This window comes from Priestia sp. TRM10 (assembly GCF_057808375.1).
Genome location: NZ_JBJZOT010000003.1, coordinates 1 through 20,873 on the forward strand (window position 1 = coordinate 1; position 20,873 = coordinate 20,873).

Consider the following 20,873-nt stretch of genomic DNA (forward strand, 5'->3'; position numbering starts at 1 on the left):
TTCTAGGAAGTAAAAAAGCGCCAACCCGTTTATTAAAAACGAGTTGGCGCTTTTTTCAATTATGAACGAGCATAATTTCCATATCCATTAATCACCTTTTCACTCCATAAAAAGTGAACCCAAACAGATAGTTCGTAAAGTGAATGTCTGCAAAAGTATACTTTTACAGACGGTTAGTGGAAAAGAATGAGTTCGCTCATAACAATTTTATAGAGTAGAGAAAGAGTAAGTGAATTAAAAGGATGTAATACTTATGTGTATGACATCCTTTATTTAACTCCAAAAATTAACATAAGAAAGTAGACGATCAACGAGATGGAAGGAATGGTTATCTAAGTTCACATATTTGTCCTTTTATAGATTGGTTGCTTTGTATTATTCCTTATAATTTCACATTAAAAATCTATTCACCAAGGAAAATATCCCTTTTCTTATGATTACTTTTTCAAACCTGCTGCAACAAAGGGTCCGTTAGCCGTTATGGTCGATAGGATTTGCGCCATTTCTTCAGGAGATTCTTTTCCCCCACTATTTAACCATTGCTGAATTACACCAATATGGGCTGAAGATACGTAGGAAATTAAATATTCCTCTGGAACGCATAAATTTTCCTGTTTAACCATTTCATGTTCAAATAGGGTATTCCACATAAATTTTTTTAACTCGGTTTGAAAAGAGAAATCCCCTTTTGGTCCTAAAATAGCTTTCATAAATCTACTATTGTCGTTTAAGTATTCAAACATTAATACAGTAAAGGTAAATGGTTTTGATGTAAGAGTTGAAGTTCTAAGTTCCTCTATAGCCTGCGGAAAATATTCTTTCCCAATTCTAAGCATCTCGCTCATAATCTCTTCTTGGCACTTAGTCATTAAATCGAATTTATCCTGATAGTGGGCATAGAAGGTCCCTCGGTTTATGTTCGCCCTTGTTGTAATATCTTTGACTGTTATAGCTTTGAATCCCTTTTCTTCTATTAATTCTACTAAGGCATCCCGAATCGATTCTTTTGTTCGCATAACGCGTAAATCTCTATTACTATCTCGCATTTTTTATCCTCCTTGAGTATTTATCCAACACATTATTTATAAGTGTTCTATAACCAACACAATTAAGATTTTTGATGATTGAATACGAATTGATTTAGACTTATAATTCAATTCGTATTATTATCGCCCGTTATTGCATTGATCGTTATTTTTATTTTTTCTCTAATCTTATTTCCTTAGGTGCAATCTCAACCGAAAAATCTTCCGGTTGCCATCGTTAATGAAGATCAAGGCTTAGATATCCCTAATCAACCAAGGATCAATATGGGAAAAAATATTGATCAAACCATCCAAAAGACGTCTACAACAGATGACGAATCTGCTATAAAGTGGAAAATGTTGGGGGAATTACAAAAAGACTTAGATAACTAAAAGCATTATGGAGCGTTAGTCATTCCAAAAGATTTTAATACAAAGCTAGCTTCACTACGAACCCCAACACCTTCTTCACCTGAAATAAAAATATTTATTAAGTAGGGAATGAATACGGCTGCTTCTACATTGACGGGGCAGGTATTAAATCAAGTATTAGATAATCTGAATAGTAATGTTCGTACTCAACTACTAGAGGAGTTTAACAAACAAAGAATCAATCTAACAGTCGTACAGGCATCTAGTTTAGCAACGACTATTAAGAAAAACGTTATAAACGTAAATGAGATCGATATGAATAGTGCAAATGGAAATACCCCTGTTTATTTATTCCCACCCCTATGGATGGCCATTATGGTTAGTACAGCTATCATCTTTGTTGCTGTTAGTAAAATGCCGATCAAAAGTAGAATGGAGAAATTTGAGATAAAAATTGTTCGAATTTTAATGGGGGCTATTGTAGCTCTTATCGTTGGATTGGGCTTTACTTGGATAGCAGATGGAATGGTAGGACTTGATATTCCGGATACTGCCTTGTTTTTAACAATTACGGCATTTAGCTTCTTCTTAATGATTTCAGCTGTCCTATCATTTTTAGGTATTAAAGGAGTACCTGTATTTGCCTTATTATTATTATTTGGGTCACCTTTAATCGCCATGGCTCCTGAAATGATGTCTTCGCTTTATCGGGATTGGATTTATTCTTGGTTGCCGATGTAATTCATGGTAGACGGACTTCGCGAATTGTTTTTCTTCGAAAAAGGATTAAGCTGGAACACCCCTGTTTCTGTCTTAGTATGGATTGGATTAGTAAGCATGTTAATCCTACTAGCCTCTGCCTTAAGATTCAATTCAGCAAAAGAGCAAGAATCCCAAAGGAAATTAGAAAGATAATAAACTATTTCGCTCCTTGAATACAACTAGTTCATACTAAAGAAAGTCGTATCACTCTTAGGTGATACGGCTTTTAGATTAAAATAAAGTTATCCGATAATTTAAGGACATTCATAAACTTAACAGGTTTACATTTTATCAATAATCTATACTCACTTTAATGAGTGTAGGGACTGACTAGTAAAAAGGAAAGAAGAAGATGCCTATCTATACAACAATAGATCAAGATACATGTATTGCATATGGAACAACAGCATCTGATATGTACGATTATAATGATGAAGGAATTACATTTACGTTAATATATAAGAAAAAAGGGAGGAAACTCTGTTTGTATATGCATTTCTAGTTTACATAATTCTAATGAGAATTCCTCTTTCCTTCATTTTATTAAGGTACTGTATCAAAATATCTTTTAATCCTCTTAGAAATCCCGTGATTTGTTGTTTAAGCTCCGGAAAAAGTTTTTTTCTTTCAAACCAACTACAATTAAATTCTCATTTCTCCTTAGAATTTGCTGATATAATCTAGAGAACATCAATAAATCTTCTTCCAAATACCATTGTACTCCCTCTCTTATAGATTTTGAAAAGGTAGGAATATATGAGAATTGTTCAAAAGCAGATATTGAAATTCCTTTCTTATTCTTAAAATGACGAAATAACGTTGATTCATTTACTCCGGATTCATTTGAAATTTCACGTGTAGTGGTCCCCTTAAAACCTTTCTTCTTTATTAATTCCAAAGTTGGTTCTAATGTTCTCTTACGTGTAGTCCGATAATTTATTATAATTCAACACCTTCTTTAGAATTTTACATATCGTTAGTTTATAAAGAATCCCTATCTTATTTTCGGGAAAGAGAAGTATACATAATATATAAATTTTACTGTTATTTAGAATAGATAATCCTAGATTAATTTGGGGGTTATTTGTCTAGGGAAAAGGAATGAGGTATTAAATTCATTATTTTGCTTTTTTTTCTTTACCTAATACATTATTTTTGTATATTTTTAAGACTGAATTCCTTCTATTCATTTTACTTTCAAATTGAATAATATATTTAGTAAGAGGTGGGGATATTAATGTTGTAATAACTACTATTATGATAGTTGGAGTGAAGTAATCCGGCGTTAATAGTGAATTCTGAAGCCCAGCAGACGCTATCACTAATCCTACTCCTCCTTTAGATATCATTCCAGATCCAATAAGTAGCGAAGATTTCGTAGGTAATCCTGACAATCTGGATCCCCATACCCCACTTATCAGCTTAGTTAAAATAGCAACTAAGGAGAATGTTGCTATAAATATTAGTTGATTATCCATATTCTTAAAAGATATGTTCAATCCTATACTGACGAAAAAGACTGGTACAAATATGGAGTATGCAACCGGTTCGACTTTACTTACAATTGTATCTTTGTGATTAGTCTGTGAGATGGCGAGGCCAGCAGCAAAAGCACCTATCATTCCGGACATCCCCATTAGGTTTGCAAAATAGACGTAACTAAAACAAATTGCTAATCCTGTAGAGACTAAAGGTTCTGAAACCTTTAATTTCATCATCACGTTTAAGGTTTTTGGTACTATAAACCAACCTACTAATATGATCACAATGAAGAACATTATCTTCTTAACAATAAGGTCAGTTAGAGAAATATCCTTATCTATTCCAAATAAACTAATTAAGATAGCTAATAATACAACAACAATTATTGCATCTATTACTGCAGCGCCTAGAATAATATTACCTTCTTTAGAGTTTAGTTTATTTAAATCCTTAAGCACTTGCACAGTGATACTTACAGATGTCACACATAGTAGGACACCCATAAATAATGAAGAAGTTCTATCTAAATTAAATAATTCTCCTAATCCTACTCCCCCGATAAAAGGGAACAGGATCCCCAGTATAGCTACCATAAGTATGGGTTTCCAATTACTTTTAAGTTGGTGTAAATTTGTTTCTAAACCCGCCATAAACATAAGTAGTAAGACACCAATTTCAGAGAAATAGTAGATAAATTGGTCGTTGTGAATCCAATCTAAAGCCGCAGGACCCAACAAAATTCCGACAATTAACTTTCCTAATACAGGTGGTTGTCCCAAACGAACCGATAGATGGCCAGAAAGTTTTGTCAAAAGTAATATCAAAGCTAGGGATAAAATAAACGTCATATGGTAGGAATCCCCCTTACTATCTTGAGTAAAGCTTAAGTTTTTTCAATAAAATATAGGAGGTGTGAATTCTTTAAAGAATTCACACCTCCTCTTTCCCTAATACTAATGTCTTACCAAATAATTAATCCCTGGGTAATGGACGCAAATAGATGATTTTTATAAAAATATCTTTTATAATTTATTCTTAATTAGGGAAGACATAGATAATATGATTAGGAGTATGGATACTTTTCTATTCACGATAAGAGAGTAGTCTATAAGAACAGAATACTAAAGATTTCTTTTATAATTATTCTGTTTATGATAGGAATAGTTAAGGTTAATCCATCTAGGTGTCTTATGAAAATAATTATCATATTCCTTACCAAATTTCCGTCTTAGGCTCGGTTCTTCAATCTTTATAATTAAAAATGTTGATATGATTAGAAATATAACTGTCCAGATTAAAATACCAATAGATTTAAAAAACAGTCCTTCACCTAAAAGGATAGCTAGGAACCCCAAAGTCATGGGATTTCTACAATACTTATAAGGTCCGTAGACAGCTAATTTCTCAGGTGGTTTATCCCATAATGGGGTATCCAAATGACCGTAAATTATCCTAGCACTCACTATTACATTGAGGATTCCAAAGATCATAAAGCCTAAACCTGCTGAGTTTATTAGGAAAAACCATATAAAACGATTAATTGGCACATTAATAGGTATTAAGATATAAAATAGATAGGGGATACATAAACCAAAAAAGCTAGGAATCAGAAAATTTATTATCTTGCTCTTCCGCATATTATTTAATAAGAGAATGCATATTCTCTTCAATAGTTTTTTTAATATTTTCTTGATTAATTTTAGTGTTTTTATCCATTTTCTCTGTCACTTTATCTAATGGTTCTCTAAAGCCAGGGTCAAGTTCAAAGTCTTGTACCCAGGTCATTAAAGTACCTTCCGGATGATGTTCATAATACCAAGTTAAATGCATATAAAGGAAAGGAAACATTGGTTCAATGCGTTGTGCAATTGCTGTGTATTCTTTATGGTCTAATAATCTATATGATTTCCAAGTACTATCTCCCTTACCTAATTCAAATACAATCTTTGTAAATCTACCTTCTTTTTCAATATTCAAAATCTTATTATTATGGTAATCGCTGAATAGCTCATTCCATTTGCTAATATCATTTGTAATATTGAACACTTTTTCAATATCTTCTCGTATTACAATGCTATTATTTATTCTTGGCATAAGTATCCTCTCCTTTAAGTTCTACTAGATTATATAAATCCCTCAAGTTCTCCAATGCCTTTAGTTCCTCTAGAGTTAGGAGAATATTTAATTTATCTTTAATTTGAAAAGCTAGTTCTACTAATTCTGTTGAGTCAATTCCTAAATCATCAATTAAAGAAAAGTCATCATTTAAGTCTTGAGTTTCAAAACCAATCTGTAGCATAATATCGTTTATTTCTGTTTTCATTGAGATCCCCCTATATTCATAGCAATAGCAGTTGCTAGGTTTTTATCATGCGAAATACTACATCTCCATTGTAGATGGGAAAAAGAATCAGCTGCTTTTCCCTTAAGATTTATCACTGGTTCTTTCGAATGGCCCCTCAAGATTTCAATATCTTTCAAACTGAAGATTTGTGTGTTAGGTAAAGACTTAATTATAGCCTCCTTTAAAGCATAACGGCCAGCAAGTGAATTCCAATTAAAGTCTTGAGTTTTAGACTTTGTTAAATTAAGTTCTTCCTGTGTAAAAATCATTTGTAGAGGTCGTATCCCCCATCTTTCATATAATGTTTTAATCCTTTCAACATCCACTAAATCTATACCAATACCGTTCAAGAACTAACCCCCCCCACAACGAAACTTAGATTATTTCCGCCCATACCTCTCGAAATAATAAGAGCATTGCTAATATCTTGTTTGTACGGTTGTTTGGTGACGAAATTCAAATCATCAAATCCATAAGCTGGTGTATCCAAGTTGATGATTGGTGGGATGAGCCTTCTTTCAATAGATAATAAGGAAAGCATAATGTCAGTTACAGCTGCAGCACCTAAAAGATGACCAAAGGAAGCCTTAGGACAGGTTAAAATAGGTTTATCGCCATCCTTAAAGACCTCTCTGTATGCATAAACCTCAGTTGCATCCTCTGAAGGAATCCCCGTTCCATGTAAAAATAGCAGGTTTACTTCTTCTGGAGAAATTGAAGCTCGATCAATGGATTGTTGCATTGATCTTGCAAGTTTTTGACCATCCGGACGATGAGTGTAATATGGATAATAGGCATCATTTGTAACACCCCATCCTTTTATTTCTCCATAGATTTTAGCGTTTCTATCCTGAGCGTGACTTAGTCTTTCAAGAACTAGGAAAGTACTACCTTCCCCTAAAACCATTCCACTGTGTTCCTCAGAAAAAGGTTTATACGTCTCCGAGGGTTCATTTTTATTAGATGACAGATAACCACTAGACTCGCAACATAACCACCCATAAGGGGATAAGGGTGCTTCTGTTCCGCCCACTAGTACAATATCTGCCTCATTTCTATTCAATGTACTAATTGCATCCTGCAGTGCATATGCGCTACTTGCTCTATCCGCAACAAATGTTCGAGCTTTTCCTTTAATGTTTTGAGCAATACTTATATATCCTTGGGCCGAGGTTGGAAACCATGCTGTAGCTTGATAAGGACTTACATACTCTTCGCCCTTCACCCATAAATTCCTTAATTCCCTTTCTGCAAATTCCCATCCTCCTAAAACATTTCCTACCATAAGGGAAAGCCTATTGGGATCAAAGTCCCCTGTATTTATTTGGGCATCGTCTAAGGCCATCTGTACGGCTGCTAGAGCTAATTGCGTGAAACGATCAGTCTTTTTTACAAGTCTTTTAGAAATATAATCTGTAGGTACAAAATCTTTGATTTCTCCAGCAACATTTGATTTATATTTTGAAGAATCAAATCGGGTAATGAAATCAATGTATGAGTCATCTTTCAATACATTATCGAAAGTATTATCCGCCCCAATTCCAGCTGGATTGAGGGTTCCTATACCTGTAACAACTATATTGTCCATTTTTCTACTACCGCCTCTCTAAAAACTCTCTAGAATAATAGCTGAGTGTAAACCTGAAAAGCCACTAGCAATACTTAGAATATTTTTTAATTCTTTCTTTCTAGACACATTAGGAATATAATCTAGATCACATTCCTCATCTTTTGAGTTGTAATTAATAGTGGGATGTAAGGTGTTATCTTCTAGACTTTTTAAAGAAGCTATAATTTCTAGAGCGCTAGCAGCAGATAAGGGATGTCCAGTCATTGATTTAGTAGAACTAACTGGTATTGAATAAGCTAATTCTCCAAAAACTTTTTTTATTGCCTTCGTTTCACATCTATCATTTTGGGGGGTAGAACTACCATGTCCATTTATATAATCAATATCTACTGGTTTTAAGTTTGCATGACTTAGGGCGTTTTCAATAGCCCTTGCTAAATCTTCTCCGTCACTTACTAAATCTGTCATATGTAGAGCATTACTGGTATTACTAAACCCTGTAATATAGCCATAAATTTTTGCTCCACGTCTTTTAGCATGATCCTCATCCTCCAAGATAATGATACCGGCCCCTTCGGAAAGAACAAATCCATCGCGGTCGCGGTCATAAGGTCTAGAAGCCTTAGAAGGATTATGATTGTTTCTTGTGGAAAGACAATTTATAATATCAAAAGCCCCGTAAGAAATAGGTGTAATAGGTGCTTCGGACGCACCAGCTATCATGACATCCATATCCCCATTTAAAATTTGTTCATATGCATAGCCAATTGCGTCAATACCCCCAATACAACCTGTAGAGAGAGTAGTACATGGACCTTCAGCTCCAATAAGAGAAGCAATAATTTTAGATGGAGTATTAGACATTGATGATAAATATAGGTTGGGGGATCCCTTAGAAGGGTCTATTTCCTCTGTACCGTTGTTCGTAACCTCCACAAATACCTCTTCCATATGTTTTGTTCCGCAAATAGCCGTGGATAACGATACGCCGACACGTTCAGTATTAAAATCACTACTTCTATTTGTTAAGTTACTATTATTTTTAGCTAATTCTGCAGCTAAAACAGCAAATTGAATATAGCGATCTAATGACTTAATGTCACTAGGGATCCGTGATAAATCATTTAGGGAGAAATTTTCAACTTCTATAGATACATTAGCATTAAAGTTATTTATATCTTGAAAGAGGCGAGATGATTCAATATCCTTTAGATTCTTAGCTTTTGTGTAACCTAGTTTTAGATTATCCCAGTAGTTATCAACTCCTATTCCAAGTGGACTTACTACTCCCATTCCTGTAATAGCTACTTTTCTCAATATTTCTCACTCCTTGCAATGAGTATTGGATAGGGTTTTGTGTCAAAAATATTTTCAATTTGAAAACCTGTCTCCTTTAGAAGAGAACACGCTTCATTTATAGTAAATATTCCACCACTACAGGTATTAACTAACATGCTCAGGTCTAATAAATTTGCAATAGATGGCCCATTAGCTTCATCACTATGAAATACATCGTATATTATTATTTTTCCATTGTCTTTTAGGTGTCTCTGTAATGAAACTAATAATGTTTTTGAGTATTCCCCACCATAAAAACGTAAGAAATTTGACAGAATAATATAGTCATACTCATCGTTAATCCTAGAAATAAATTTAATATTATCTTGACAACTTTTATAGTTAGTTTTCATGCGTTCGTTAAAAACTTTTTTATATTCCTCGGAATCAAATGCATCAATAACAGCTTCATTATATTTTTTAGCAAGGGCATATGTCCATTCACCTTCACCGCAATGATAATCAAGGACTCTTGTGTTATCAAAATTATAGGGAAGTGTAGACAGAAGTCTTTCTACAATTGGGGAAGCTAGGTTATAGCTCTTTTTCTTCATATGTAATAGGAGTTGACTATTATCATTTCGTTCATTTTTTAACATGATGGTATCTAAAGCGCCCCAACTATCCCATTGTTTAAAGACTAATGCTAAGTGTTCTCCTATATAATCTTTACTTGATGAACAAAGATATTTTGAAGTATTTAAATATATATCACTTTCCTTAGATAGTAATCCCATATATACTAAGGCTTCTAATAATTTTTTGACATTCTCCTTCTTAATAGATGTTATTTCTGAAATAGCTTCAACTTGATTTTTACAGGTTGACTCCACAATATCAAAGAGATTAAGTTTAAGGGAGAAATCTAAGATTTTACTTCTTACGAATCCATAGTTTAGATCAAGTAAATCTTTCAAGTTAATATCTTTAGTTATTGAATTAACTGTTTCCATATTTTACTTCCCTTCATGTTATAGCTATTGCCCTAATCCAACTTGCTCCTACATCTTTGATCGAGATTGGTAAACAGGAAACCTTGAAACCATGAGATACTGGAATGTTTCTAAGATTTGCTAACCTCTCAATATGCAAGTAATGTCTCTCTCTACCTAGCATATGGCTAGGCCATAAATTACTAGAGTCTTTATTTACTAAATAGCTAGTTGCCATTTGCATAAAGGGGAGATCAAAACCATTAGTATCTATTCCTATAATTTTAATTCCTTGGTCAATCAACCACTCAGTTGCTTCCCTAGACATTCCAGGGTGCTTAGTAAAATATTCTTTTTTAGGCCAATATTTATCGAAATCTGTTCTTATAAGTACTATGTCAAATGGCTTTAGTGTATAATTAATAGAAGATAACGCAGTTCTTATATCTTTCTCTGTTATAAGTGTATTATGAACTTTATGTGTTAAATCCAGTACTACTCCATCGGAGATAAACCAGTCTAGGGGTAGTTCATGTATAAATGGTGCTCTTTCTCCTTCACAATATGGGCCAAAATGGAAAGGTGCATCAATATGTGTACCACAATGTACAGATAGAGCCAGAAATTCATTACTTAAAAACATATTGTCAGGGAAGCTACTATTTTTTAGTAGCTTCCTATGTCTAAGATACTTAGGGATTCGACTAATTTTTTCTATAATAGAAGATCTTTTCGGGAAAAAGACCTTTTTCCAAACTAAATTTCCACCTTCGCTGTGCTCAACTTGTTTTTTTTTAACAAATGTTGGGTCTGGAACTTTATCATCAATAGGCAAACTTAAATCAATGATATTAGACATTTGTGGCACCTAATACTCGATTATTTAATGTAATTAATCCATAATTATGACAAAGCTTTAACCATCGAACTAATTCTGATTCACTTATTTCACTTTGAAGCTTCTCTGATAGAATCATTTTTAATTCTGTCACACTTAGTCTGTCTAATTTTAATGACTCTACTAAATTTTCTAACAAAGGCGATAACTGAATAATATCTCCGAATGGATTCTTTAGCACACGTTTTTTATCCATCTTATTTGCATTTGGTATTACAGGAACGAAATACTCATTTTTAATTTCGACTCTATTATCTAGTTCAATTACTGTTTCAGAATTGATAGTTGTATTGTCTTTCCCTTCGTCCCTTAGGTTTTGATTTATATGATCAAATACCATAAACATTGTTTCTTCGTTAAAGGTAGTATGAGTATTTCCGATTTTTTTGCGTTTTTCCATAAAATTGTTAATTACTTTTTCAGTGTCTTTCTGGTTTAGTCCAGAAATTAAGCTGATAAAGGCTTGCCGATCTCCGGTTTGGTCTACCTTTTCATGTGCAAGCTTAGGTTGTACTAGATTTCGGGCTCCTGAAAAATAATCTTCCTTAGATTTCTTCTGAGTGTCATACATGTTATTGCACAATGCAGTAAAGGTGTTATAATTTCGTATATACATTTCTTCATATCGTTTGAAAACATCATTCTCTACATTAGGTTCATCTAATAGGGTATTTAAAGCATATGCGCCCATCATTCCATTAGAAGTAGCTAACATTACACCGGATGAGAGGATAGGATCTACAAAACATGCAGCATCTCCCACCATAAGCCATCCCTCACCAAATAAGTTTGTATTACGGTAAGAATAGTCTTTAGTAACTTTAATATTGGCCACTTGTTTCGCATTTTCTAGTAGTGAAGGTAAAGTATCAGATGAGTTAATAGCATCTAAATAGAATTTTTCAAACCCTTTTTCTCTCAATACTTTACGACCCGTTGGAGTTACAATGGCGCCTACACTGATTAGGTTATTATCAAAGTCAAGTGGGATATACCAGAACCAACCGTGTTCGAATGTAATGTAGATGACATTTCCTTTATCATGTCCTTCTAATTGTTTACCATTTTCCCAATAAGACCATACTGCTACATTTTTAAAGTCTGGGTTATATTCTATACTTTTAAGTTTCTTACCTAAAAATTTATCTTGGCCACTCGCATCTACTACATATTTAGCTTTAGCTTTATAAGTTTGATTACCATTTTCATAGATAACACCAGTAGCTCGATTTTCTTCGAATATAATTTCTTTAACTACGGATTGCTCTTTAACTTTTGCACCTTTTTCCTTTGCATTATCCAATAAGATTTTATCAAAAACATCTCTTTTTACTTGTCTAGCAGCTGGTAATCCATTTACTTCACCAAAATATACTGTCCAAGGTGTTCTATCTTTTCCCCAAATAAAGGTTCCCCCTGGTTTCGGTACAAAAGATGTATTTCTGATCTTTTCACTAACTCCTAGCTTATCGAATACTTTCCAGTTAGCAGGTAAGAGAGACTCACCTATGTGTTCGCGAGGGAACATTTCTTTCTCAAGTAATAAAACATTTCTACCCCAACTAGATAATAGGGTGGAGATACTAGAACCGGCAGGTCCACCTCCAATGACAATTACATCATAAGTTTCAGCCATTTGCTGACTCTACCTCCATCTCTTGACTTTCAGTCTCATTTTCTGGCTCTATAACAACATGCGGTAAACCAAAATCGTTTAATATAACTAAGTGAAATTCCGGTTCTTTACTTTCCATTATTTATCCTCCTATTTATACATCTCGATTACTGAGGAGATAGGTGATACTTTCTTTAGCGTAATGTCTTTAAACCCAAGTTCATTAATCCAATCTAGTATAGTTTGTTCACCATGAACTTCTCCTTCTGCTGTATTAGCTAGTAAGATTAAATTAAATAGATAAGGAAAAGTGGTTTCAGCCCTTTCTGGCAGATGAGCATGCATAATTAATTTTCCACCTTCAGGCAATAAAGTATGGATCTTTTTTAATATTTTGAATGCTTTTTCTCTTCCATATCCATCTAGTACATGTGATAGTAAAACAGTATCTATATTTTCGGGTAGACTAATATTAAAGATGTCTCCTTCAATAAATGTAATTTGATTTTCAAGATTTTGATCTTTAACAAATTCTTTAGCAACTTCACAAGTAGCTCCATAATCAACTGCAGTAATTTTCACATGGGGATTTTGCTTAGCATATTCAATAGAGTATGCTGCTGATCCGCATCCCATATCTAAAAGATGATTACCCTTTATACTACTGTTAGATACTAACGATTTAGCTTGAACGACTGAACTAGCATGCATAGCCTTAATAAAAGTACGAGTCCCTTGACGATCTTCATTAGCCCCCGCACCCTCATTAGCATAACCGTCTTTTTTTACTCTACCGGTAATAGAAGTATTATTTATTAAAGCTTCATCTAACATAACAAAGTTATTGTAATGTGCCTCTTGATGCTTTGCTAAATTTCCCATATATCCTGGTTTGCCTTCAACTAAGAAGGCTGATGCAAGTGAACTATTATGAATTAGTTCATTATTTTTATGAAGCAGTCCAATTCCTATACATGATTGAACAAGGATTCTAGTTGGTCGAGGTTGTAAATCTAAACTTTTTCCAATTTCCTCAATGCTTTTTGGTTCTTTATCGAGTAGTGTGAATAATCCAAAATTTATACCTGTAAATATAGCTTTGGATGAAATAAATCCAGTAATAAGTTTATGAACTTCTGTAGGGTTTAGTTTTTCAACTGTATTATTCAACAATCTGCCTCCTATTTATTAGACGTGTATTCATAAGGTTTTTCACTTAAGAAATAGTTATGAATAGGTGGTCGCTCAGTTGGGGCTACTACAATAAACTTACATTCTTCTCCTTCACTTGTAGTAAATCCATGAGGTTCATTTCTAGGAATGAAAACGACATCTCCCTTTTCAATTGTTACATTCTTCTCTTCTTTAGGTAATTGCAATTGACAAGAGCCTTCTAATACAACAATCTCATGTTCCCAATCATGGTAATGAGGAGGAGTAGAGCCTTTGGGTTCGATATGGAATAACGTCATAACAAATCGGTCTGCTCCGTCTGGCGTATCAATTAAACGTTTTAAGGTTGTTTGTTTAGCTCCTGGTTCACGCACAATATCAGATTGAATATTTTTAATACTTCTTTTAATCATTTTTCATCCTCCTAAGTTTTGTTTACATATAACTAAAAGACACTTTTTAAGTTAAAGGTCTCACAATCTTCTAAAAAATTTCTAATTTTATTAAATGCTTGGTTTTTGATCCGAAATATACTACTTCTAGCCATATCCATTTCTTGTGCAATTTCTTGGATTTTTTTATCTTCCCAATAAATCTTTTTAATGATTTGATATTCTAAAGGTTTTAGTTGCCTCATAATCTGTTCTATAGTGGTTTTAAGAACAACATACTCTTCCAAGTTAGTATGCCTTGTTTCAGCAATACTATAAACAAGGTCCTCGTTATCGTCCCTACTTTTACACTTGTTTAAAGTGTTTTGTTCATAATAATCTTTAGATTTGTAATATTTTTGTAGGCGTGATCGTTTTCCTGTTAGGTTCATAATGATATATTTTGTGAATTGTCTCTCAGTACAAGTATTTAACATAGATATCTATCCCTTCTTATTGTCTAACTTCAAATTTTTCTATTGCTTTTAAGAAAACTATACTTAATTCTTGAATGGCATCTTCTAGTTCCATATAGGTTAGTGTTCTTGCATATTTAATAATTAGGGGATGAAATCTTTCTATCAATTCTCGTTTACTATCCTCTTGACCATTTAGAGCCTCTAATATCAAATGTTCCATCAATACTCACCTTTCAACAATTAATTCGGGATATGTTTTTATAACTAATAAAACGAAAAAAATTAAAAGAAAATTCTATTAATTAATTGATTAATTATACCTACGTAAATCATAATAAACAAAAATTATACATATCTCAACATTTTTTGAAGAATATGTATGTATAGTTATAATGAACCATTTAAATCATTTATATCTATGTTGCTTAATAGTGCGTAGATCTATTTGACTAATTCTAAATATAAGTTTTTAGTTCCAATGTAAGCGATTAATATAAAGATAGAAAAAATTGACTTATATTCTATATTTTTTTATAATTAATTGAACGATTAATTAAATAATTAATAGGGGGTTATATAGTGACTAAAACTAAATATACAGAGAAAAGAGATTTACTTATAGAGGCTGGTTTACGAGTGTTTTCGAGGAAAGGATTCTCTGGTAGTACTATAAAGGATATAGCTCAGGAGGCTGGTGTTACAAGTGGTTTAATCTATCATTACTTTGATAATAAAGAGGATTTACTTTGGGGGATTATAGAGGAACATACCCTAAATCATAAACTTTATAATATTATAAAGTTTTCTACTGAAGATCTAACTATTGATGAACTATTACAAGATATTTTAACGGCTGTTTTTCACTTTTTAAAAGAGAAACCATATTTCATTTCAATGTTTCTAGGAGAAGCTCAAAGAAATCCTAAAATTAGAAAACGTTTGATAAACCTTATTCGAGAAGCAACTGAAGGACTGAGTTATTTTATTGCAAACAAATACAAACTTGATTTTCACTATGTAGAGGTAGCAGTTAGAAATACACTTACTGCATCATTTATGCATCATTTACTTTATATGGAGGGTGATAACCCAGTTATTGATGAAGAAAGATATATACAAAATACTATCCAACAGCTTAGTAAGGTTCTAAACTAATTTTTTTAAAATAAAATTAATTGAACAATTAATTAATGCTTGTACAAGAAGGGAGTATACTTATGTCCGAAAAGGCTATTAAATGTATAGGAATTACAAAAAATTTTGGGAACTTTAAGGCACTTGATAATATCAACTTAGAGATACAGGGAGGTGAGATATTTGGGTTATTAGGCCCCAACGGTTCAGGGAAAACTACATTAATTAATAGTATAACTGGACTATCTCAACCGACTCAAGGTAACTCATATATTTATGGAATTGATAGCGTAGCAAATACAAATAAAGCAAGAGAACTTCTAGGTATGGTTCCTCAAGAAACAGCTATTTATATGAAATTGACAGGATATGAAAATTTAGCATTTCATGCTGATTATTATAAAGTTTCTAAGAAAGTTAAGGAACAGAGGATTAAAGAAGTATTAGATATTGTACAGCTTTACGACCGTCGCAATGACAGAGCAGGAAATTATTCCGGAGGGATGAAGAGGAGACTTCTACTTGCTAGAGCGATGCTTACAAATCCTAATATTATTATTATGGATGAACCTACATTGGGAGTAGATGTGCAAGCTAGAAACGCTATCTGGAACCAAATATTAGAATTGAAGATGCAAGGAAAAACAATACTCTTAACGACTAATGTTATGGAGGAAGCAGAATATCTTTGTGATCGTCTTGCCATTATAGATCGAGGAAAACTAATTGAAATGGATACTCCTTCTAATTTAAAGGAGAAAGTTGGAGAGGGTATCATCGAATTAGAAGTATCCCCTCATCAGAAATCACTAGCCGAATCCTTTAACTGTTTTAAATCAGTTAAGAAAGTTGAAGACAAAAATCCCCAATATCTTCTAACACTTCTAAATGAAGAAAAAGAAGATATTATTCCTGACATTATCTCGGTTGTAAGCGAAAACAATTTAAAGATTTTAAAAATATCAATGAGGGAACCAAGCTTAAATGATGTCTTTTTACATTTCACTGGAAGGAAGTTGAGAGACTAATGAGAGTAATATGGTCAATAATAAAAAAGGATACTAGACTGATGTTACGTGAACCCTTTTACATAGGGATATCCATTGTTCTCCCTATAATGTTTTACATTTTTTTTAGTATCATTACTTCGGGAAGTGCGACAGTTCCTATTGCTCTTGTGGACAATGCTAACAATGCTAACTCTAAAGAGTTTACTTCATTATTTAGTGAGAAACTTGATGATAAGAGAGATTTGGAAGCATCTTATTGGGAGATAGTGTCTACAGACGCTAAAGAGTCCATGAATATGTTTAATAACAAAGAAGTAATGTCTGTTGTAATTATACCGGAAAGATTTGACGAAAACTCCAAGGTTACTATGAAAACTCATAACGTGAATAGTGATTATACTAAAAACTATCAATTAAGATTAGATGAGCTTATAAATTATTATAATCACAATAAGTTCGATGCTGATAAACAAATATCGATAAAAGAACAATCTTGGGTTCCAAAAGATATACCTATGTTAACGTATATGGCATCTAGTCTCTTAGTGTTCGCCTTTCTCTACGGAGGGATGGTTAATACAGGAGTCTTAATTGCAAGGGAATGGGAAGAGGATACTGTTAAAGAACTACTTTTATCCCCTGTATCTAAAACTTATCTTGTAATAGGTAAGATGCTTTCAGGTTTAATACCTACATTTATCAGTGGAGGTATTATCTATCTACTAATTTACTTAATTCAGGGATTTAAACCTACCGGAAGTTTATTACTAATATCTTTGTTAGTATTAATAACGGCCCTTTTAGGTGTGGGTATAGGGGTCTTAATTGGTTCCCTTACTAAGAGAATTTTGCCTACAATTCAAATCAATATAATTATTGCAGTAGTGTCCCTAATTATAGGAGGAGGATTTAGTCCTCTAGATGGTTTAGCTTGGGGGGGAATCTCTCAATATGTATACTATTTCTCTAAGATTTTACCACCTTATTATGCATTTAAAGCTGGCCATTTAATTATGAACACTGAGTTTTTAGATAACTTCTTTATGTATCTACTAATTGTATTTGGATCGAGCTTAGTAATAATATTTTTAGCTTCCTTATATCTCAGCAAAGGACTTAAACAAGCACCTAGACCTAAAGTTTATTAAAGGAGTGACAAAAGTGATAAAACTAAATGTGATATTAGGGCTAATAAAGAAAGATTTAAAGGTCACTAGACGTGACCCTGTAACCTTTACTGCAGCTTGTATGGCCCCCTTAATTTTATTATTTATTTCTGTAATATTATTTAGTGGAGATGGAGATAAATGGCCAATTGGTCTAGTTGTTGAGTCAGAAGGACCGTATTCTCAAGAGTTAGTAGAAGAAATACAGTCTGCAAAATCTAATATCTCACCTTATTTTGCTATAATCACTATGGATAAAGATAAGGCTAATGAGTTAGCACATAAAGGAAGACTTACCATGGTAATTAACATTCCAGAGGATTTTGATGAAAAGTTTGCCAATAGTAATTCACCGAATATAAACACATATCAGTATAATGTAAATACTGATATGTCAAAAAATACAAGATTAAGGCTTGAACATGTCCTAAGAAATTTTCAGGAGAAATATGCAGGAGAAAGTATTAAGAATGATTTAGTATCGCCGGAATTTCAGACAACATTTTCGGATGATACACCTAGAAAAACATATATAGCTTTAGGCGTTCTTATATTCTCCCTTATGTTTGGTGGAGTTGTATTCGGATCATCTATTGTAGTTCAGGAATGGGAAGAAACAACTATAAAAGAGGTACTTTTATCGCCCATTTCAAAATGGAATTTCATCATATCAAAGATACTTTCATCTAGTTTACTCTCTCTAACAATATTCTCCATTTTATTGTTAATTAATATTTTTATATTTAATTTGCACGTAGAGAGCCACATAGCTGAACTTATCGTTCTTATTTTAATAGTAGTTATTTCAAGCTCGGCTGTTGGGATGCTTCTAGGATTATTAGTAAAAACGAACAGGATTACTTTACCAATTTCGATTATATTGTCATTTGCCTTCTTCTTTGTTTCAGGAGGATTCAGCAGTGTTGCTACTTTACCTGAATTAGCCAGAAATTTAAATATTGTTATCCCCCCTTCCTATGTATATGAATCAATTCAAGATATTATCTTATTTCATGTCGTTGGATGGAACTATGTAAGCTCATTAATTATTTGGATTCTACTCCTTATAATAGCCTTACCAGCTTCATATATATCCTTTACGAAGAGTAAAATTTAAAGAGTGATTTTATCTATCTTCAATATGGATCCAGATGATATGAAAGTTCCCTCACTAAAGTAGTCTGCAATATATGGGGTAAATATTCATTAACATTTGGATCCAAATCACACTTTGAAAAGGAGTAGAAAGTGAATTGAGATGAATAACATTCCAAATAAGGTAGTTATAGTAGGTGGAGGACCGGTAGGACTGACTTTATCACTTATATTGGCTCGTCATAATGTTTCTTCATTAATTCTCGAAAAAAGGAAAGAAGCCACTCCATTAGATGAATCTAGAGCAATAACATGGATGCCCCGGGGATTGGAATTGTTAAATTGGTTAGGAATTTACGGTAAATTCCATGAGAAAGGTGTTTTTCGTACTTTCCACCAATTTAGAAACCAACATAGTGAATTACTTGTTTTACCTTTTACAACATTGCAAACACCTTATAGTTATTCCCTCCAACTTCCTCAGCACGAAACAGAGGCAATCCTTGAAAAAGCAGCTCTAGAAACTGGATTAGTGGAAATCAGAAGAGGACATGAAGTAATTGATATTGGACAAACAGAAGAGAGTGTAATGGTTAAGGTTCAATATGAAGGTGGGATCTATAAAACCTATGCTCTTTTTGGGGTTGGATGTGATGGTAGCAAAACAATAGTCAGAGAAAAGTTAGAAATAGAAAAGAATTGGAGGGATTTTGGTTTAGACTCAGGAGTTGCAGATTTTGAATTAAATTGTGATCTTCCTAAGGACGTTTCAAATATTACTTTAGATCCCAAAAGACCTTATGGTTTTTTTTACTTTGCCCCCCAACGTTGGAGACTGATTTATAGGATAAATAAAGGAGAAGATCGAGAAAAAGCAAGTAGTTTCGAATTCGTTCGAGGACTTTTAAGTGAAAGGCTACCAAATGCAAAGATTAAACGTATACTATGGGCAAGTGCATTTAGACTAGGTGAAGGACAAAGTAATAAATATCATAAAGGAAGATGGGTATTAGCTGGGGATTCTGCTCATGCCATGGGACCCTCTGCAGGAGCAGGTATGATGGTAGGAGTACTTGGAGCTTGGAGGCTTGGCTGGAGATTGGCTCTTTCAGTAAATAAACAACATAATCTTGCTAGACTTCTCCACGATTATTCAAGGGAACAAAAAGTGGGAGCTGACGAAATACAAGATAATAACGCTATAATCTTTAGAAATATGGCAATAAGCAATCCAATCCTAGCTACTGGACGATCAATTATATTAAAGTTTCTTGGATACATTCCATTATTTAAAAAAAAGACTATTGAGAAGGATGCTCTTTTGAATCAAATTCTACCAGTTTCCGGTGCAGTGGATCAATATGTCTCAAAATCTGCTAGTAATTTAAAATCTTATGGAAAATGGATCCTAGGTAAACGAATGCCGTATATTTCAAATGAGGAAGGGGCCCATCCCCTAGAACAAAATACGACTAAACATATGTTTATTTCCATTGGTAAACATCATCCAAAACGTGAGCAAAAGTACTTTAAATTTCTGTGCCAGGGCTCAGAATATCCTATTTGTAAAGAGTTTTTGCATATAGGTGCTGACTCTAAATATAGAAAGGATGGCAGGGATTTTGTATTTGCACTAGTTAGACCTGATCAGCACATAGTCTCTATATTGAAATTAAGTTAACTTATTGGAATATTAATAACAAAGACCGCCCAGTATGCATTAGTGTATAAGGCGGTCTTAAGTATATTTATGCCATATAACTATTCGCTTTTTCACGACAATATTCCAATCTATGATTCTAGATATCAAAAAAGTCTTCTGCCTTTGCACTTTTATCTACTTTCTTGATAGCTGACATGATTTTTTTGATTGTTGGAACACTTGGATGCCGTTTTCCTGTGCAAATATCACTAATTGAGTTTATTGAGACTTTGGAGTTTTTAGCTAACCACTTTTGTGAACGTCCTTCTACGACTAACCAATTTTTTAACTTATGTCTCTTGTCGCCCATTACTTACACCTCTATCTTATGTTTTCATATTCCCATCTATGCCCAGGTATCCAAAGGTTTATACATTATTTTTATAAGTATCAGGGATTTTTTCC

At 33.2% G+C, this 20,873-nt stretch carries 24 protein-coding genes and 1 pseudogene; 7 read left to right on the top strand and 18 right to left on the bottom strand.

Annotation, left to right across the window (positions count from 1 at the left end):
* Positions 1 to 437: 437 nt before the first annotated feature.
* Entirely contained in the window at positions 438 to 1,046 is a 609-nt protein-coding gene (locus ACK3CR_RS03615) for a TetR/AcrR family transcriptional regulator (protein ID WP_328125181.1), read from the bottom strand.
* A 102-nt stretch (positions 1,047 to 1,148) separates the two neighbouring features.
* Between ACK3CR_RS03615 and ACK3CR_RS03620 the strand changes: the two are divergent.
* Both ACK3CR_RS03620 and ACK3CR_RS03625 read left to right on the top strand, forming a co-directional pair.
* Positions 1,149 to 2,312 (top strand): annotated as a pseudogene (locus ACK3CR_RS03620) (YhgE/Pip domain-containing protein).
* 199 nt (positions 2,313 to 2,511) lie between these two features.
* On the top strand, positions 2,512 to 2,661 hold the full coding sequence (locus ACK3CR_RS03625) for a ferredoxin family protein (RefSeq protein WP_419182651.1): 150 nt from the start codon (positions 2,512 to 2,514) through the stop codon (positions 2,659 to 2,661).
* Between the two features lie 75 nt (positions 2,662 to 2,736).
* On the opposite strand, the gene ACK3CR_RS03630 is transcribed toward ACK3CR_RS03625, so the two are convergent.
* The 16 genes from ACK3CR_RS03630 to ACK3CR_RS03705 all read right to left on the bottom strand — a co-directional run bounded on the left by ACK3CR_RS03630 (position 2,737) and on the right by ACK3CR_RS03705 (position 14,581).
* On the bottom strand, positions 2,737 to 3,057 hold the full coding sequence (locus ACK3CR_RS03630) for a TetR/AcrR family transcriptional regulator (protein WP_419182650.1): 321 nt from the start codon (positions 3,055 to 3,057) through the stop codon (positions 2,737 to 2,739).
* Positions 3,058 to 3,277: 220 nt separating this feature from the next.
* The gene (locus ACK3CR_RS03635) at positions 3,278 to 4,489 is read right to left on the bottom strand and encodes a cation:proton antiporter (protein ID WP_268586769.1); all 1,212 of its coding nucleotides are present in this window, start codon (positions 4,487 to 4,489) and stop codon (positions 3,278 to 3,280) included.
* A 273-nt stretch (positions 4,490 to 4,762) separates the two neighbouring features.
* Positions 4,763 to 5,278: a methyltransferase family protein gene (locus ACK3CR_RS03640; protein WP_419146692.1), complete on the bottom strand. Its 516-nt coding sequence runs from the start codon at positions 5,276 to 5,278 to the stop codon at positions 4,763 to 4,765.
* Between the two features lies 1 nt (position 5,279).
* A complete protein-coding gene (locus ACK3CR_RS03645) occupies positions 5,280 to 5,735 on the bottom strand; it encodes an SRPBCC family protein (protein ID WP_328125180.1) in 456 nt (151 codons plus the stop codon).
* Positions 5,719 to 5,964: an acyl carrier protein gene (locus tag ACK3CR_RS03650; RefSeq protein ID WP_268586767.1), complete on the bottom strand. Its 246-nt coding sequence runs from the start codon at positions 5,962 to 5,964 to the stop codon at positions 5,719 to 5,721. Before ACK3CR_RS03650 ends, ACK3CR_RS03645 begins: the two co-directional genes overlap by 17 nt.
* A complete protein-coding gene (gene acpS / locus ACK3CR_RS03655) occupies positions 5,961 to 6,335 on the bottom strand; it encodes a holo-ACP synthase (protein WP_268586766.1) in 375 nt (124 codons plus the stop codon). Before acpS ends, ACK3CR_RS03650 begins: the two co-directional genes overlap by 4 nt.
* Positions 6,332 to 7,573, bottom strand: coding sequence for a beta-ketoacyl-[acyl-carrier-protein] synthase family protein (locus ACK3CR_RS03660; RefSeq protein ID WP_328125179.1), 1,242 nt, complete (start codon positions 7,571 to 7,573; stop codon positions 6,332 to 6,334). Before ACK3CR_RS03660 ends, acpS begins: the two co-directional genes overlap by 4 nt.
* Before the next feature lie 18 nt (positions 7,574 to 7,591).
* Positions 7,592 to 8,872: a beta-ketoacyl-[acyl-carrier-protein] synthase family protein gene (locus tag ACK3CR_RS03665; protein ID WP_328125178.1), complete on the bottom strand. Its 1,281-nt coding sequence runs from the start codon at positions 8,870 to 8,872 to the stop codon at positions 7,592 to 7,594.
* Positions 8,869 to 9,846: a class I SAM-dependent methyltransferase gene (locus ACK3CR_RS03670; protein WP_328125177.1), complete on the bottom strand. Its 978-nt coding sequence runs from the start codon at positions 9,844 to 9,846 to the stop codon at positions 8,869 to 8,871. The genes ACK3CR_RS03665 and ACK3CR_RS03670 overlap by 4 nt, the downstream gene beginning before the upstream one ends.
* Before the next feature lie 13 nt (positions 9,847 to 9,859).
* Positions 9,860 to 10,684, bottom strand: coding sequence for a cyclase family protein (locus ACK3CR_RS03675; protein ID WP_328125176.1), 825 nt, complete (start codon positions 10,682 to 10,684; stop codon positions 9,860 to 9,862).
* Positions 10,677 to 12,359, bottom strand: coding sequence for an NAD(P)/FAD-dependent oxidoreductase (locus tag ACK3CR_RS03680; RefSeq protein WP_430238110.1), 1,683 nt, complete (start codon positions 12,357 to 12,359; stop codon positions 10,677 to 10,679). Before ACK3CR_RS03680 ends, ACK3CR_RS03675 begins: the two co-directional genes overlap by 8 nt.
* A complete protein-coding gene (locus ACK3CR_RS03685) occupies positions 12,352 to 12,477 on the bottom strand; it encodes a hypothetical protein (protein ID WP_328125174.1) in 126 nt (41 codons plus the stop codon). The genes ACK3CR_RS03680 and ACK3CR_RS03685 overlap by 8 nt, the downstream gene beginning before the upstream one ends.
* 11 nt (positions 12,478 to 12,488) lie before the next feature.
* On the bottom strand, positions 12,489 to 13,508 hold the full coding sequence (locus ACK3CR_RS03690) for a methyltransferase (protein ID WP_328125173.1): 1,020 nt from the start codon (positions 13,506 to 13,508) through the stop codon (positions 12,489 to 12,491).
* Between the two features lie 11 nt (positions 13,509 to 13,519).
* Positions 13,520 to 13,924 carry a cupin domain-containing protein gene (locus tag ACK3CR_RS03695; RefSeq protein ID WP_328125172.1) on the bottom strand — a complete coding sequence of 135 codons (405 nt, stop codon included), beginning with the start codon at positions 13,922 to 13,924 and terminating at the stop codon, positions 13,520 to 13,522.
* 32 nt (positions 13,925 to 13,956) lie between these two features.
* Positions 13,957 to 14,379: a sigma factor-like helix-turn-helix DNA-binding protein gene (locus tag ACK3CR_RS03700; protein ID WP_268586757.1), complete on the bottom strand. Its 423-nt coding sequence runs from the start codon at positions 14,377 to 14,379 to the stop codon at positions 13,957 to 13,959.
* 16 nt (positions 14,380 to 14,395) lie between these two features.
* On the bottom strand, positions 14,396 to 14,581 hold the full coding sequence (locus ACK3CR_RS03705; protein WP_328125171.1) for a helix-turn-helix domain-containing protein: 186 nt from the start codon (positions 14,579 to 14,581) through the stop codon (positions 14,396 to 14,398).
* 359 nt (positions 14,582 to 14,940) lie between these two features.
* Here ACK3CR_RS03705 and ACK3CR_RS03710 point away from each other — a divergent pair, with 359 nt between their 5' ends.
* The 5 genes from ACK3CR_RS03710 (at position 14,941) to ACK3CR_RS03730 (ending at position 20,447) form a co-directional block, all read left to right on the top strand.
* Positions 14,941 to 15,516, top strand: a complete 576-nt coding sequence (locus tag ACK3CR_RS03710; protein ID WP_268586755.1) for a TetR/AcrR family transcriptional regulator — start codon at positions 14,941 to 14,943, stop codon at positions 15,514 to 15,516.
* A 62-nt stretch (positions 15,517 to 15,578) separates the two neighbouring features.
* Positions 15,579 to 16,523: an ABC transporter ATP-binding protein gene (locus ACK3CR_RS03715; protein WP_488974810.1), complete on the top strand. Its 945-nt coding sequence runs from the start codon at positions 15,579 to 15,581 to the stop codon at positions 16,521 to 16,523.
* On the top strand, positions 16,523 to 17,653 hold the full coding sequence (locus ACK3CR_RS03720) for an ABC transporter permease (RefSeq protein ID WP_328125169.1): 1,131 nt from the start codon (positions 16,523 to 16,525) through the stop codon (positions 17,651 to 17,653). Before ACK3CR_RS03715 ends, ACK3CR_RS03720 begins: the two co-directional genes overlap by 1 nt.
* A 13-nt stretch (positions 17,654 to 17,666) precedes the next feature.
* Positions 17,667 to 18,788, top strand: coding sequence for an ABC transporter permease (locus ACK3CR_RS03725; protein ID WP_328125168.1), 1,122 nt, complete (start codon positions 17,667 to 17,669; stop codon positions 18,786 to 18,788).
* 141 nt (positions 18,789 to 18,929) lie between these two features.
* Positions 18,930 to 20,447: an FAD-dependent oxidoreductase gene (locus tag ACK3CR_RS03730; protein ID WP_328125167.1), complete on the top strand. Its 1,518-nt coding sequence runs from the start codon at positions 18,930 to 18,932 to the stop codon at positions 20,445 to 20,447.
* Between the two features lie 118 nt (positions 20,448 to 20,565).
* Here the strand turns inward: ACK3CR_RS03730 and ACK3CR_RS03735 are convergent, their stop codons facing one another.
* Positions 20,566 to 20,778 carry a helix-turn-helix transcriptional regulator gene (locus ACK3CR_RS03735; protein WP_151588166.1) on the bottom strand — a complete coding sequence of 71 codons (213 nt, stop codon included), beginning with the start codon at positions 20,776 to 20,778 and terminating at the stop codon, positions 20,566 to 20,568.
* Positions 20,779 to 20,873: the final 95 nt, after the last annotated feature.

Coding starts and splice junctions, on each gene's coding strand:
- ACK3CR_RS03615 (WP_328125181.1), bottom strand. CDS start 1,046: ATGCGAGATAGTAATAGAGATTTACGCGTTATGCGAACAAAAGAATCG.
- ACK3CR_RS03625 (WP_419182651.1), top strand. CDS start 2,512: ATGCCTATCTATACAACAATAGATCAAGATACATGTATTGCATATGGA.
- ACK3CR_RS03635 (WP_268586769.1), bottom strand. CDS start 4,489: ATGACGTTTATTTTATCCCTAGCTTTGATATTACTTTTGACAAAACTT.
- ACK3CR_RS03640 (WP_419146692.1), bottom strand. CDS start 5,278: ATGCGGAAGAGCAAGATAATAAATTTTCTGATTCCTAGCTTTTTTGGT.
- ACK3CR_RS03645 (WP_328125180.1), bottom strand. CDS start 5,735: ATGCCAAGAATAAATAATAGCATTGTAATACGAGAAGATATTGAAAAA.
- ACK3CR_RS03650 (WP_268586767.1), bottom strand. CDS start 5,964: ATGAAAACAGAAATAAACGATATTATGCTACAGATTGGTTTTGAAACT.
- ACK3CR_RS03660 (WP_328125179.1), bottom strand. CDS start 7,573: ATGGACAATATAGTTGTTACAGGTATAGGAACCCTCAATCCAGCTGGA.
- ACK3CR_RS03670 (WP_328125177.1), bottom strand. CDS start 9,846: ATGGAAACAGTTAATTCAATAACTAAAGATATTAACTTGAAAGATTTA.
- ACK3CR_RS03675 (WP_328125176.1), bottom strand. CDS start 10,684: ATGTCTAATATCATTGATTTAAGTTTGCCTATTGATGATAAAGTTCCA.
- ACK3CR_RS03680 (WP_430238110.1), bottom strand. CDS start 12,359: ATGGCTGAAACTTATGATGTAATTGTCATTGGAGGTGGACCTGCCGGT.
- ACK3CR_RS03685 (WP_328125174.1), bottom strand. CDS start 12,477: ATGGAAAGTAAAGAACCGGAATTTCACTTAGTTATATTAAACGATTTT.
- ACK3CR_RS03695 (WP_328125172.1), bottom strand. CDS start 13,924: ATGATTAAAAGAAGTATTAAAAATATTCAATCTGATATTGTGCGTGAA.
- ACK3CR_RS03700 (WP_268586757.1), bottom strand. CDS start 14,379: ATGTTAAATACTTGTACTGAGAGACAATTCACAAAATATATCATTATG.
- ACK3CR_RS03705 (WP_328125171.1), bottom strand. CDS start 14,581: ATGGAACATTTGATATTAGAGGCTCTAAATGGTCAAGAGGATAGTAAA.
- ACK3CR_RS03715 (WP_488974810.1), top strand. CDS start 15,579: ATGTCCGAAAAGGCTATTAAATGTATAGGAATTACAAAAAATTTTGGG.
- ACK3CR_RS03720 (WP_328125169.1), top strand. CDS start 16,523: ATGAGAGTAATATGGTCAATAATAAAAAAGGATACTAGACTGATGTTA.
- ACK3CR_RS03730 (WP_328125167.1), top strand. CDS start 18,930: ATGAATAACATTCCAAATAAGGTAGTTATAGTAGGTGGAGGACCGGTA.
- ACK3CR_RS03735 (WP_151588166.1), bottom strand. CDS start 20,778: ATGGGCGACAAGAGACATAAGTTAAAAAATTGGTTAGTCGTAGAAGGA.